The 13,028-nt window shown below is 69.4% G+C and carries 9 protein-coding genes; 3 read left to right on the top strand and 6 right to left on the bottom strand.

Annotation, left to right across the window (positions count from 1 at the left end; all coding sequences use genetic code 11):
• Positions 1-136 precede the first annotated feature (136 nt).
• Positions 137-1,723: an alpha/beta hydrolase gene (locus AB0I03_RS25815; RefSeq protein WP_360417165.1), complete on the bottom strand. Its 1,587-nt coding sequence runs from the start codon at positions 1,721-1,723 to the stop codon at positions 137-139.
• A 127-nt stretch (positions 1,724-1,850) separates the two neighbouring features.
• Positions 1,851-2,582 carry a MerR family transcriptional regulator gene (locus tag AB0I03_RS25810; RefSeq protein ID WP_360417163.1) on the bottom strand — a complete coding sequence of 244 codons (732 nt, stop codon included), beginning with the start codon at positions 2,580-2,582 and terminating at the stop codon, positions 1,851-1,853.
• 523 nt (positions 2,583-3,105) lie between these two features.
• Here AB0I03_RS25810 and AB0I03_RS25805 point away from each other — a divergent pair.
• Complete coding sequence (locus tag AB0I03_RS25805; RefSeq protein ID WP_360417161.1) at positions 3,106-4,245, top strand: aminoglycoside phosphotransferase; 1,140 nt, start codon at positions 3,106-3,108, stop codon at positions 4,243-4,245.
• Positions 4,246-4,521: 276 nt separating this feature from the next.
• Positions 4,522-6,585: a glycoside hydrolase family 36 protein gene (locus AB0I03_RS25800; RefSeq protein WP_360417159.1), complete on the top strand. Its 2,064-nt coding sequence runs from the start codon at positions 4,522-4,524 to the stop codon at positions 6,583-6,585.
• Positions 6,586-6,615: 30 nt separating this feature from the next.
• Here AB0I03_RS25800 and AB0I03_RS25795 read toward each other — a convergent pair whose 3' ends face one another.
• The 4 genes from AB0I03_RS25795 to AB0I03_RS25780 all read right to left on the bottom strand — a co-directional run bounded on the left by AB0I03_RS25795 (position 6,616) and on the right by AB0I03_RS25780 (position 11,774).
• Complete coding sequence (locus tag AB0I03_RS25795; RefSeq protein WP_360417157.1) at positions 6,616-8,520, bottom strand: glycogen debranching N-terminal domain-containing protein; 1,905 nt, start codon at positions 8,518-8,520, stop codon at positions 6,616-6,618.
• On the bottom strand, positions 8,517-9,317 hold the full coding sequence (locus AB0I03_RS25790; RefSeq protein ID WP_360417171.1) for a carbohydrate ABC transporter permease: 801 nt from the start codon (positions 9,315-9,317) through the stop codon (positions 8,517-8,519). The genes AB0I03_RS25795 and AB0I03_RS25790 overlap by 4 nt, the downstream gene beginning before the upstream one ends.
• An 83-nt stretch (positions 9,318-9,400) precedes the next feature.
• Positions 9,401-10,510, bottom strand: a complete 1,110-nt coding sequence (locus tag AB0I03_RS25785; protein WP_360417155.1) for a sugar ABC transporter permease — start codon at positions 10,508-10,510, stop codon at positions 9,401-9,403.
• A 1-nt stretch (position 10,511) separates the two neighbouring features.
• Entirely contained in the window at positions 10,512-11,774 is a 1,263-nt protein-coding gene (locus AB0I03_RS25780) for an extracellular solute-binding protein (RefSeq protein WP_360417153.1), read from the bottom strand.
• Between the two features lie 117 nt (positions 11,775-11,891).
• Between AB0I03_RS25780 and AB0I03_RS25775 the strand changes: the two genes are divergently transcribed.
• The gene (locus AB0I03_RS25775; protein WP_360417151.1) at positions 11,892-12,908 is read left to right on the top strand and encodes a LacI family DNA-binding transcriptional regulator; all 1,017 of its coding nucleotides are present in this window, start codon (positions 11,892-11,894) and stop codon (positions 12,906-12,908) included.
• Positions 12,909-13,028 lie beyond the last annotated feature (120 nt).

Below are 13,028 nucleotides of genomic sequence, written 5' to 3'. Positions count from 1 at the left end.
GACCAAAATCCCGGGCCGCTCGCCTTTAAAACGGGGATTTTACACGCCCACCCATCCGGGCAGTACACCGCCATTGGCGTTCCCGGGTCGCGGCGCGCGCGGCGGGGACCGTTTCGGTCCCGGCCGCGCGTTCGATCTACTGCGCGATCCTGTCGAGGACGTCCTCGCGGCGCTCTTCACCAGCGTCGTCCAGTTCGAGGCCCGACGCGGTCGAGGCCTCGCAGTACACGTCCGATGCCGGCAGCTCGCCGTCCAGCAGGAACTGCGTCGTGACGTTCAGCGCGCACGGGTTGTCGCCGTAGACGTAGACGCCGTGGCCGTCCCCGTCGACGGTGACCAGGCGGGCCCGGTCGCCGAACGCCTCGCGGAGGAGCACGCCGCCCGCGAGCGGCGTGGCGTTGTCGCGTTCGTTCTGCACCACCAGGACATTGGCGGGGCCTTCGTCATCGACCGGCACCTGCGGCTCGGCCGGGTCGTTGGCCCAGAATGCGCACGGGGTGATGTTGGCCGCGGCCGCACCGAACATCGGGTACGCCTCGCGGTCCGCTTCCACCGCGTCCTGGTAAGTGGCGAGGTCTTCGGGCCACTCGGTGTCGTTGCAGGTGACGGCCAGGTACGAGGACCAGGCGTTGTCGTAGGGCGACAGTGCGGTTCCGGCGTCGGCGGGCGCCGCGGGCTGCGACTCCTCCAGCAGGCGCCCGGCCTCCGCGCCGTCGGCGTCGGCCAGCGCCTGCCAGATCCGGGCCGTCGGCGCGTAGTTCCGTTCCTTGTAGAGCGTGGCGAAAATCTGCATCCGGAAGGTCTTGCCGTCGAATTCGTCGATCGGTGCCGCGTCGAGCCGCTCGGCCAGGGCGAAGTAGTTGTCACGAACTTCGTCTGCGGTCTCGCCGAGCCCGTAGCCGGCGTGCCGTTCGGCCAGCCAGGCCGCGTAGGTCGGGAAGCCGTCTTCGAATCCGGGTCCCCAGCGGCGCTGCGCGTCCCAGTCGAGCGCGGTGGCGCCGAGGTTGCTGTCGAGCACGATCCGGTCGCTCTGCTCGGGGAACATCGACGCGTACGCGGCGCCGAGAGCGCTGCCGTACGAGGCGCCGAAGAAGCTGATCCGGTCTTCGCCGAGTGCGGCTCGGATGAAGTCCATGTCGCGGGCGGTGTTGGCCGTGGTCATGTGCCGCATGAGCCCGTCGGGGTCGTTCGCGGCGCATTGGTCGGCGATTGCTTTGGCGGTCTCGGCCTGCTCGGCGACGTCCGCTTCGTCGGTCGCGTACGGCGGGACGTTGCCCCTATGGCCTTGCTCAACGGTGAAGCCGCAGCTCACCGGGGTCGAGTGGCCGACGCCGCGCGGGTCCATCCCGATGAGGTCGTAGGCGTTCGTGACGTCGTTCGGGAGGCCGAGGTCGATCAGGTCGGTCGGCTGGGACAGGCCCTGGCCGCCGGGCCCGCCCGGGTTGAGCATCAGGACGCCGCGTCGCTCGTCCGGCGCAGTGCCGGCGACGCGGGAGATCATGACGTCGATGGTGGTCGCGTCGGGTTCGTCGTAGTCGAGCGGCACGGCGATGCTCGCGCACTCGAGGCGGTCCGCGCCCGGCACGTCCTCCGGGCACGCTCCCCAGTCCACTGTGGTGGATTCGTGGTCCTCCGCCGCGGCGGGCAGGACGGTCAGCGTCCCGGTGATCCCGGCGGCGGCTGCCAGCGCCAGGCCCGCGCCGACGATGCGTCGTCTTCTCATCTTGTGCCCTCCTGTCGGTTTGCCCCGCTTAGGGGCCATGGGGCACAGTTCAGGCCATGCCGTAACGGCACGGTCAAGCGCTCCGCGCGGTTTCATGAACGAGATCACACAGGGGCGGTGGGGCGGGTCAGTCCGTCCACACGTCGGCGAGCAAGTCGTGGACGCGCCGCAAGACGTCGAGCTGCGCGGGGTTGTACAGGTCGTTGAGGGTCTTGCCGATCGAGCGCTTGACGAAGCCCTCGCCTTGCGGGGCGTCGGTGAAGTCGTTGAGGTCGGGGTGCCGTTCGTGGATTTCGCGCGCGTAGGGCGCGAGGCGTTCGGCCACGGCGATGCGCGTCTGCTCGTCGGCGTCGGCGGGCAGCTCGTTGAAGGCGCGGTCGGGCGGTTCGGGGGGCGGTTCCTGCAGCATGTCGGCGTAGGCCTGGAGGGCGCGCGGGCCCAGGACGCGGCTCATGACGACGACGAACGAGCGGTCGGCGCCGGAGAGTCCGGCGCGGGCGGCCGCGGGCGCGATCTCAGGAGGCAGGTCGGTGGGGGCGGATTCCCGCAGCAGGGCGCCGAGTTCGACCCGGATCCGTTGCAGGCGTGCGATGGTGGCCGCCAGTTCGGCGTCGAGTTCGCGCAGAGCCTCCTCGGGGTGGTCGTCGTCCTCCCCCATGGCGGCGATCTGGGGCAGGGAGAAGCCGAGGTCGGCCAGGCGTTTGATCCGCAGCAGCCGGACGAGGTGGGCGACGCCGTACTGCTTGTAGCCGTTGGGAAGCCGTTCGGGTTCGTCGAGCAGGCCGACCTCGTGGTAGTGCCGGACCGCCCGGAGGCTGGTGCCGGCGAGTTCGGCGATCTCGCGGGTGCTCCATGCCATCGTCGCCACCTTTTCGTCCACTGTGCCTGGTCGAGCTCGGGGATGCGAGGTGGAACTGGCGCGTCCCGCACCTGTGATCGAGATGCCCTCGTGCCAAGTTGAGGCGCCGACCATGGGAGATCGGCGGCTCTGCCGCTCGCCAAGGTGCTGATCCCCGCGCCCGCGGGAATGAGCCTGGCTGCTCCACTGCCCAGGCAGTTTACTTTGCGTCTGCGCCATACGATCATGCAGCGATGTGCCGGCGCGATGCTGAGCGCTGTCGCAACGGCCCGATGTTACGGACCGGCTCTTCGGGCCAGGCGAGGGAGTAGGCGGTCTCGCCAGATCAGCGGGGATGTTGACATGGCGAGCCGCCTCCGGCAGGATTGGCTGCGGCGTTGACTGACGCCCAGCCTCTGAGGACCTGCCCCAGCCAGGGCTTCGAGATGGCGAAGGGGATTCCGCCCTCAAGGTCGCCGTCAAATCCAGGCCCGAATCGAGTGTCGCGCTGCTGGGGAGCGAGCGCACATCGAGGAGGCTTGTCATGACCAAGCAAGGCGGTTTCAAGCGCGCGGTTCGTCGAAGGGCACGCGCGACCGGCCAGCGCTACACCGAGGCACGCGCCGTGATGGAGCAAGCGGGCGAGTCGCCGTTCGCCGATACGCGCCCGTTCGACGACGCCGCACTCGCCGCTCACCTTCAATTGCAGTACGGGATCGGCGTCACCTCGGTCGTGCCGATCGATGACGACCCCGAGTTCCGACCCCGTGGTTCCTGGCCCGGCCACTACCCGTGGACGCTGATCGTCAAGCGTGCAGACGGCCCTCCGTGGGTCGCCCGTGTCTTCTCTTCGCCGGCGGACGGCATCAGCCGTGTGAAGGACGATGCGGACATCCTGCGATTCCTCGCCGCACACGACTTTCCCGCCGAGCGGATCGCCCATGACGATCCGGTGTCCGTGCTCGACGGTGCCGGAGTGATCGTGACCGAGTTCATCGAAGGGGGACGACCGACCGACGCCCATGGTCGTGTCCAGTCGGTGGAGGTGCAGCACGAACTGGCGACCCTCCTCGGCGGCCTCCACACGCTCCCGCCTGCCGGTGGAGCACTCGCCAGGGATGGCGGGGCGGAAGAGCACGACGGGGGATGCTTTGCGGGACGACCCGAGCAGGATCTCGCGGCCGCGATGGGTTTCCTGGTGAGCGTCGAGGACGCCGTCGCCCCCGAAGGGCGCGAACTGTTCGAGTACCTCCGCGAGCATGTCGAGGACACTGACGACGCCGAGGGGCTGCCCGAGGCGTTCACCCATGGCAACTACCACACCTGGGCGGCCGTCGGCGCGCCCGGCGACCTCTCCATTGTGGGCTGGGCCGGGTCCGGTCGCGGACCGCGACTGCCCGCGCTCGCCTGGCTCCTGACGACCGCCGCCGAAGTCGGGCCGGAGTACGTTGATGCAGTGATGCACGGATACCGCGAGCATGTCGCGCTCACCGATGACGAACTCGAGAGGCTCCCCGGCGTCCTGAACATGCGGCCGCTATGGCTGGCATGTCTGGATTACCGCGAGTCGGTACGCAGTGGACAGACGCCCACCATGGAGGAGGGCCGGACGGGCTACGGCTTCTATCGCCCCCAGCACGCCGAACGCTTGGCGGCGCAAGCGATCGCATCATTGCGAAGTTGAGTCGGGCGCGAGCAGTTCGGGGTGATAATCGACCACCACTAGGTGGTTTTGGGACACCAGGACGAAGCGCGGCCTCGCTACGATCATCCGGTGGCTGCATCCCAGTTCCCTCAATCGTTGGCGGGCTCTAGCTGCACGCATCGAACGAATCGGGTTCTGGCGCAGAGGACCGGCATGTCCTCGGGCCCGCGGCCCTGGCCCTCGACGCTTCCCTAGATGGTGAAAAGCGTCTCCGGTTCGTCGATGTACGTATTCCTGTGAAGAGCGGAGCAGTGCATGACATCGAAAGCCTCATCGCCTCGCCCCGAGGAGTCGGTGTTCGAGTGGACCTCCCCCGGGCTCCATTTGCGGTTCGACCACGGCGACGACCGGCCGGTGCGGCTCGTGCGCCTGGCCACCGGGCCCGACGCGCCTTCGGCTGCCGCGCCCTGGCCGGTCGTCGACGTGATCACCAGTACCGGTGAGCAGCGCGCCCGCAACGACCAGAGCCTCTTGCACTCCAAAGCCGGGCAGCGGTTGCGCTATGCCGGGCACGAGTCGCTCGGCGATGAGCTGCGGATCAGCCAGCACGATGCGGAGACCGGCCTCGAGGTGACGAGCGTGTTCCGCGCCGCCGGTCCGGGCCTGCAGATCCGTCACACCGTGCGCAACGGGTCCGAGCGCGAACTCGTGCTGCTCTCGGTGAGCTCGGCGGTCGTCGCCGTACCCGACACAGGCGAGCAGGAGCTGCTGTGGGGCGAGAGCGAGTGGCTGGCCGAGGGACGCTGGCACCAGCGTTCCGTCAAGGAGCTGCTACCGGATGTCAATGTCGCGTTCCACGGTCAGTACTCGCGCGGGATCTTCCCGGTGACCGGTCACGGGAGCTGGTCGACCGGTTCGTTCCTGCCGACCGGTGTCCTGGCGGGCGCCGACGGGCCCTCGCTCGCCTGGCAGGTCGAGACCAGCGCGGGCTGGCACTGGGAGCTGGCGCAGACCGGTGCGACGATCACGATCGGCGTGCACGGCGCGACCGACTTCTACCACCAGTTCGCCCAGCGGCTGGCCCCCGGTGAGGAGTTCACGAGCGTGCCGGCCGGTCTGTGCGCGGCGGACGGCGGGCGGGACGCGGCCTTCGCCGCGCTCACGGACTACCGGCGCGCGATCCGCCGGATGCGCCCGGTCGACGCGCGGCTGCCGGTGGTCTACAACGACTTCATGAACACCCTCATGGGCGAACCGTCCACGGAGAAGCTGCTGCCGCTCATCGAATCGGCGGCCGAGGCGGGTGCGGAGTACTGCTGCATCGACGCCGGATGGTTCGCCGCACCCGGCAGCGCTTGGTGGGTCAGCGCGGGCGAATGGCGCGAAGGCGCCGGGAGGTTCACCGGCGGCCTGCTGTCGGTCGTCGACGCCATCCGCGCCAACGGGATGCGCCCGGGCCTGTGGCTGGAACCCGAGGCGGTGGGCGTCGACTCGCCGATGGCGAAGCGGCTGCCCGAGGAAGCGTTCTTCCAGCGGTTCGGCGAGCGCGTCATCGCAGCGGGACACTACCAACTCGACTTCCGCCACCCGGCGGCGCGCGCGCATCTCGACAAGGCCGTGGACCGGCTCGTGGACGAGTTCGGGCTCGCGTTCTTCAAACTCGACTACAACAGGAACATAGGCGCCGGCACCGAGGTGGACGCCGACGCGCCGGGAGCCGGGCTGCTCGGACACACCCGAGCCTTCCGGGACTGGCTGCTCGGCGTGCAGGCCCGGCATCCGGGCGTGCTGTTCGAGAACTGCGGTTCCGGTGCGCTGCGCATGGACTACAGCATCCTCTCCGTCGCGCACCTGCAGTCCACGAGCGACCAGCAGGACTTCCTGCGGTACCCGCCGATCGCCGCGTCGGCGCCAGCGAGCGTCCTGCCCGAGCAAGCCGGGAACTGGGCCTACCCGGCCGCTTCGATGACCTTGGAGGAGACGGCGTTCGCGATGTCTGCGGGCGTCATGGGCCGGGTCTACCTCTCCGGGTTCCTCCATGAGCTGAGTGCGGAGCAGTCCGGTCTGGTGCGCGAAGCCGTTGCGATCCACAAGGGATGGCGCCACCGGATCGCCGAAGCGCATCCGGTGTGGCCGCTGGGCCTTCCGGAATGGGAGGACGAGGTGATCGCGCTGCAGCTCGACGCCGGGTCCGAGTCGCTGCTGGCACTGTGGTCGCGGAGTGAGGCCAGGGAGATCGCCTTTCCTGGTCTGCGCGGGCGGACCATCGAGCAGCTCTATCCGGTCGCCTTGCCGGAGTGGACGATCCACGCGGCCGAGGACGCGCCGGTCGTCGAAGTGCCGGCCGGTCCCGCCACCCGGATCTTCGTGGTGCGGTAGTGGACAGGCGCAGATGTGCCTCGCCGAGCTCTAGCCGTTGGCGGAGGGCGGAGGTGTCAGGTCAGGCTTGTGCGCCTGGCTGATCTGGAGGCAGGTCATGGCTGCTGCGGCCGACCATGCCTGCGGGCGGCATGCGGCCGGGTAGGCCGTCGGTCGGCCGTGGCGGCTGCGGGGAGTGCCGGCGTGGAGTTCGGGGATGCGGTAGTCGAACCCGGCTGCGGCGTGGAGCAGGTCGTCGACGACGGCGGCGGCTTGTTCGCGGTGGCCGGTGCGGGCCATGCCGTGGGCGATGATCGCCGAATCGTGCGCCCAGACCGCGCCGCCGTGATAGCTGAGGGGCCAGTATCCTGCGGCCGCCGTCGACATGGTGCGGATCCCGTAGCCCGAGCGCATGGAGGGGTCGATGAGGATCTCGGCGATGCGGGCCTCGGCGTCGGGGTCGAGGATGCCGGTGCCGAGGAGGTGCCCGATGTTGCTGGTCAGCGTGTCGACGGCGGCTCCGTTGCGGTCCAGTGCGATCGCCGGATAGGAGCCTTCCGGGGTCGTGACCCAGAAACGCTCGTTGAAGCGGGTGCGCAGCCGCCCGGCCCAAGCCCGCCATTCGCCGGCGCCCTGCTCGCCGAATGCTTCGAGCAGTGCGGCGGCGCCGAGGGCGGCTTCGTGGGCGTAGCCCTGTGCTTCGCAGAGGGCGATCGGGCCGTTCGCGAGGCGCCCGTCGCGCCATTGGATGGAGTCGGCGGAGTCCTTCCAGCCCTGGTTCGACAGGCCGTTGCCGGTGCGGTCGATGTAGGTCAGGAATCCGTCTTCGCCTGCGGCGGAATCGATCCAGGCGAGCGCGGCCCGCAGGTTCGGGATGAGGGCGGCGACCTCGTCGGCCGGCATGCCCGCGCGCCAGGCGTCGACGAGGAGGCACACCCACAGCGGGGTCGCGTCGACGGTGCCGTAGTAGAGGGGCGGGAGGGCGAGCCCGTTGGTCGGCATCTCGAACGTCGCGGCGCGCAGTTCATGCGGGACCTTGCCGGGTTCCTCTTCGCTCGCGGCGTCGTCGCGGGTGCCTTGCAGTCGGGCGAGGACTCGCAGGGTGGACGCCGCCAGAGGGACGTCGAAGGGCAGCAGCATCCTTGCGGCCCAGAGTGAGTCGCGTCCGAAGAGGGTGAGGAACCAGGGCGCGCCCGCTGCGAGGAACACGTCGTCGGGGTGGTCGGGCAGTGCGAGCCGGAGTGCATCCAGGTCGTCGAGGGCGTGCTCCACCCAGTGCGCCAGGCGCTCGTCGGCGATCGCGGCCGGGACCGTCCAGGTCGGCGGCCGGGACACCGCCCCGACGACCAGGGTCTCGTGCGCGGTGACCGACCAGGTGAGCGTTGCCGGATGATGCCGTCGAACGGCGAACGGCCATTCGAGGAGGAGCTCGTCCTTCTCCCGGCTCCAGGCACCGGTGCCGGCTTCGAGTGCGAACGAGGACCCGTCGCCGGTCACCGCGGCGCGGCCGCCGTCGATGCGCGCCTCCCAGACCGCCGGAGCGCCGCCTCCCGACTTCACGTCCTGGAGTGTGCGGAAGTCCGGTTCGACGCGCAGCCGCAGCAGGCCCGTGACCTCATGGTCGAGGACCGAAGTGACCGTGAGGGTCTCGCTCATGCGTCCCGCCGCAACCGTGCGGACGCGGGTGAGACCGACATGCGGATCGGGGGTGTCGTCGTCGACGCCGCGCAGCACGGCCTCGAACGCCACGGTGCGTGCATTGCGTTCGCCCGTGGCGATCGGTTCGGGCCCTTCGCCTTCCACTTCGAGCTGCAGTCCGCGGACGAAGCGGCGGTCGCCGTGGAACAGGCCGTCGATCGGGGCGGTCATCGCACCGTCCGCTCGGGACCACGCCTGGGTGGGGGCGTGGAGCGCGATGACGGCGTCGTGCAGGAAAGGTTGGCGGCCGGAGGTCATCCCTTTACGGCTCCTTCGCTGGTGTTGGTGAGGTGTCGCTGGAAGATGAAGAACAGCAGTGCCACCGGGACGGTCATGATCGCCGCGGCGGCGAGTTTGATCGGGTACTGCGTGCCCTGGCTGAGCTGCCCGGACGCGAGGGAGGCGACGCCTTTGGTCAGGGTCGTCAGCTCCGGGGACTGGGCGGAGACGATGAAGTGGCTGAGCTCGTTCCAGGACCCTTGGAACGACAGGATGACGATGGTGACCAGGGCCGGGCGGGCCATCGGCAGGACGACGGACCAGAAGACCCGGAACGTGCCGGCGCCGTCGATACGGGCCTGCTCCTCGACCGAGACGGGGATGGACTCGAAGAAGTTCTTCATGATGAACACGCCCGCGGCGTCGACCAGGAGCGGGATGATCATGCCCGCGTACGAGTCGTACAGCCCGAGTTGGTTGAGCACGAGGAACTTCGGGATGAGGAGCACGACCGTGGGCACCGCCATCACGGCCACGACCGCCGCGAAGATGACTCCGCGGCCCCGGAACCGCAGCCGCGCGAGCGCGTAGCCCGCGAGCGAGGCGAAGAAGACCCGTCCGAGGCACACCGCGACCGTGACGATCGCCGAGTTGGCGAACCAGAGCGGGAAGTCGCTGTTGAGGAACAGGCGCTCGTATGCGGCGGTGGTGAACGTCTGCGGGACGAGCGAGGCCGGGTTGCTCGCCGCGTCGGCATCGGTCTTGAACGAGGTGGCGACCTGGACCAGGAACGGGAAGACGTAGATCACGGCCAGGACGGTGAGCACCGCGTACAGTCCGGCCTGCGTGAAGCGGCGGGCGCGGCGTTCACGGGTTCGCCTCGGAGCGGTGGACGACGCCTCGGTGAGGTTCGGTGGGTTCACGATGCACCTCTGGAGAGACGGGTCGACATTCGCCGGGCGCGGCGGCTCGGGCCGCCCCGCTCGCGCAGCAGCCAGCGCTGGAACACGGTGAGGGCCACGATGATGACGAACAGGATGAACGCGATCGCGGCACCCTGGCCCCACTGCTGGTCGGTGAATGCCGCCTCATATGACAGGTAGGCGGGGGTGATGGTCGTCTTGCCGGGCGCGCCTTGCGTGCCCGTGTAGATCTGGTCGAACACCTGCCAGGCGCCGATGAGCCCGAGGGTGAGCACGGTGAAGAGGGTCGGCCTGAGCTGCGGGAGGGTGATGCGCCAGAACCGCTGCCACGCGTTGGCGCCGTCCATCTTGCCCGCCTCGCCGAGTTCGGCCCCGATGTGCTGCAGCGCCGCGATGAACAGGAGCATGAAGGTGCCGCTGGTGGTGAAGACCGCCATCAAGATGAAGGCGGTCATCGCGATCGAGGGGCCGGCGAACCAGTCCCACCAGGTCACGCCGAGGAAGTCCGAGCCGGTGAGCGCGGCGGGGCCGGCGTCGGCCCCGAGCGCCGTGAGTCCTACATGGATGATGCCGCGCGGGTCGTTGAACCAGTTCGGCCCGTTGATCCCGACCCAGGACAGCACCTCGTTGACCACGCCGCTGGTGGAGAAGAGGAACAGCCACAGCACCGTGATGGCGACCGTGCTGGTGACCGACGGGAAGTAGAGCGCGGTGCGGAAGAAGCCGCGGCCGCGCCGGATCGCCCGGGTGACCAGTACTGCGAGGAAGAGCGACAGCGCGGTCTGCAATGGGACGACGAGGAGCACGTACCAGGCGTTGTTGCGCATGGCGATGCCGAAGTTCCGCTCGTCGAGGCCGCCGCCGGTGGTGATGGCCGCGTAGTTGTCGAGGCCGACGAACCCGACGCCGGCGGCGAGGGGGCTGCCGCGCCCGGTCCAGTCGGAGAAGCTGACCCACAGTGCCATGAGGACCGGCACGAGCAGGAAGAGTCCCATGATGAGGATGACCGGGAGCGTGAACAGCCACCCGGCGGCCCGTTCGCCGGTCCGGGTCCTGCTCCTGCGGAGGGACCCGGAACGGCGAGGCGCCTGTTCGGCGTGGGTCATGCTAGCCGCCGACCACGGATTCGAGGTTGGCCTGGACGGAGGCGAGGATCTGCGCGGGGTCTCCGGTCGCCAGCGACTCCAACTGCGTGTTGAAGTCCGCGACGACCTCTGACGTGCCGGCGCTGGTGGGCATGCCGGTCGCGTACTCGGATCCGTTGATGAACGCCGCGAGGTCGGGGTTGTCGGCCTGCCACTGGTCGGCGGCCGACTGCACCGAGGGCATGGGCCCGAACGCCGCCGAGAACGCCAGCTGCTGCTCGGCACCGGTCAGGTATTCGACCAGGTCGAGCGCGGCCTGCTGGTTCGGGCTGTCGGCGGCCATGCCCCAGCAGTTGGTGAACTGCATGGTGCCCTGACCGGCGGGGCCGGACGGCAGCTCGACGACGCGGTAGTTCAGGTCGGGGAAGTCGGCGGACATCGCGCCGGTGATCCAGTTGCCCTCGATCGTCATCGCCGCCAGCTGCTTGCCGAAGGCTTCGCCGCCCCATCCGGCGCCGAGATCCTTCGGGTAGGCGAACGTGCCGTCCTCGAGGTTCGACTTGACGTATTCGAGGCCCGCGGCGTTCTCGGGAGAGTCGGCTACGGCGGTCGCACCGTCGTCGGAGACCAGCCCGCCGCCCGCCTGCGCCATGAACACGCCGACGCGCTGGTACTCGGCGGCGAACGTCAAGCCGGTGCGGCCGTCGGTCGTGAGCGCGGTCGCCGCGGTGTCCAACTGCTCCCAGGTGGTGGGGAGGTCGGCGTCGGTGAGGCCGGCGGCTTCCCAGAGGTCGGTGTTGATCACCAGTGCGAGGGTCGATTGATCCTTCGGCGCGCAGTAGAACTGGCCGTCGACGGTGAAGTTCTCCACCAGGGAGGGGTAGAAGTCGTCCTTGTTCGACAGTTCTGGGCCGTAGGCCTGGAGCGAGCCGTTGGCGGCGTAACCGGCGAGGAGGTCGGGACCCAGGTAGAACAGGTCCGGCGGGTTCCCCGCGGCGAACCCCTGGGTGAGTGCCGTGGTCGAGTTGGTGACGTCCGTGGCCACCGGCTCGACCTCCACACCGGACTCCGCGGACCAGGCCGCGATGGCCGCCACGAGCGCTTCCTTCTCGGCGTCGCCGCTCGGGTTGTACATGACGGTGAGCGGGTCGTTCGATGAGGTCAGCCCGTCATTCGAGGTGCGGTCCGAGGTGTCGTCGAATCCTTGGCCGCAACCGGTGAGGGCGAGGGCCGCGGCGAGGGCCACGCCCCCGGACGCGATTGCGGTGTGCCTGGTGCGTCTCACGCTGAATCTCCTTTGATCGCGTTCAATGACCGTTTTTTGATCGATCAAATTTCTTTTGAACGATCATACGCTAGAGTCGTCGCTGAGCCCCTGTCAAGCGGATCCCGGAGAGTGGAAATGGTTCCAGGAAAAGTGGCGACGATCGAGGACGTGGCCCGCGCGGCGGGCGTATCCCGTCAAACCGTCAGCAACGTCATCAACGCGCCCTCGAAGGTCCGCGAGCCCACCCAGCGGAAGGTGCAAGCCGCGATCGAGGCCCTCGGGTACTCGCCGAACGCGATGGCCCGGCGGCTGCGCACCCAGCGCACCTCCACCATCGGCGTGCGACTCGACGCCTTCTCCGGCGGCATCTCCGGCGTCGTCCTCGACCGCTTCGTCCACGCCCTGACCGAACACGCCTCGACCCGCGGCCTGCGCGTCCTCCTCTACGCCGCCCGGACCGTTGACGACGAGCTGCGCCACATCAACGAGTTCGCCGACGGCGGCGAAGTCGACGCCATCATCCTCACCAACACCGCACCGGGAGACCCCCGCGCGGCGCGCCTCCGTGAACGCGGCATCCCCTTCGCGGCCTTCGGCCGCCCCTGGGGCGCACACGATCTCGAGAAGGCCGGACACCCCTGGGTCGACATCGACGGCGCCGCGGGAACCCGGGCCGCCACCGAGCACCTCCTCGAACGGGCAGGCCGGCGCATCGCCTTCCTCGGCTGGCCCTCCGACTCCGGCACCGGCGACGACCGCGAACGCGGATGGCGCGAGACCATAGGTCCCCGAGCCGGCGACCCGTCCGCGCCGCGACTCATCAGCGCCGAAACCGTCCCCGAGGCGCAAGCAGCGGTGCGCTCACTGCTGCAGGACAACGACATCGACGGCATCGTGTGCGCCACTGACGTACACGCGATCGGCGCGCACCTCGCCGCCGTCCGGGGCGGCCGAAGCGACCTTCAGATCGTCGGATTCGACAACACGGCCGCCGCCGAAGCACTCGGCCTCTCCAGCGTGGAACAGCTCCCCGAGGAAGTCGCCACCGCCATACTCGAAATGCTCATGGGCCCCGAAGGAACGAAGATCTCCCGGCCCCCGACGCCGACGCCCACAGGACGACTCGTCGAACCGGAGCTGATCGTCCGCTGAAGGAGACCGCAGCAGGACGAACTGTCCCGGTTCGCTTGTGGCCCTGTGCTGCCGAGCAGCCCGGGGGATTCCCACCGGGGCTTTGCGGCAGCCGATCGGGCACAATCGGCCTTCAGGAAG

Origin of the sequence: Glycomyces sp. NPDC021274, assembly GCF_040641195.1 — a bacterium.
In the GTDB taxonomy this organism is placed as follows: Bacteria; Actinomycetota; Actinomycetes; order Mycobacteriales; family Micromonosporaceae; genus Glycomyces.
Note: the sequence above shows the minus strand (reverse complement) of the source record. Positions and strands in the feature narration are given on the sequence as shown.

Coding starts and splice junctions, on each gene's coding strand:
- AB0I03_RS25815 (WP_360417165.1), bottom strand. CDS start 1,723: ATGAGAAGACGACGCATCGTCGGCGCGGGCCTGGCGCTGGCAGCCGCC.
- AB0I03_RS25810 (WP_360417163.1), bottom strand. CDS start 2,582: ATGGCATGGAGCACCCGCGAGATCGCCGAACTCGCCGGCACCAGCCTC.
- AB0I03_RS25805 (WP_360417161.1), top strand. CDS start 3,106: ATGACCAAGCAAGGCGGTTTCAAGCGCGCGGTTCGTCGAAGGGCACGC.
- AB0I03_RS25800 (WP_360417159.1), top strand. CDS start 4,522: ATGACATCGAAAGCCTCATCGCCTCGCCCCGAGGAGTCGGTGTTCGAG.
- AB0I03_RS25795 (WP_360417157.1), bottom strand. CDS start 8,520: ATGACCTCCGGCCGCCAACCTTTCCTGCACGACGCCGTCATCGCGCTC.
- AB0I03_RS25785 (WP_360417155.1), bottom strand. CDS start 10,510: ATGACCCACGCCGAACAGGCGCCTCGCCGTTCCGGGTCCCTCCGCAGG.
- AB0I03_RS25775 (WP_360417151.1), top strand. CDS start 11,892: ATGGTTCCAGGAAAAGTGGCGACGATCGAGGACGTGGCCCGCGCGGCG.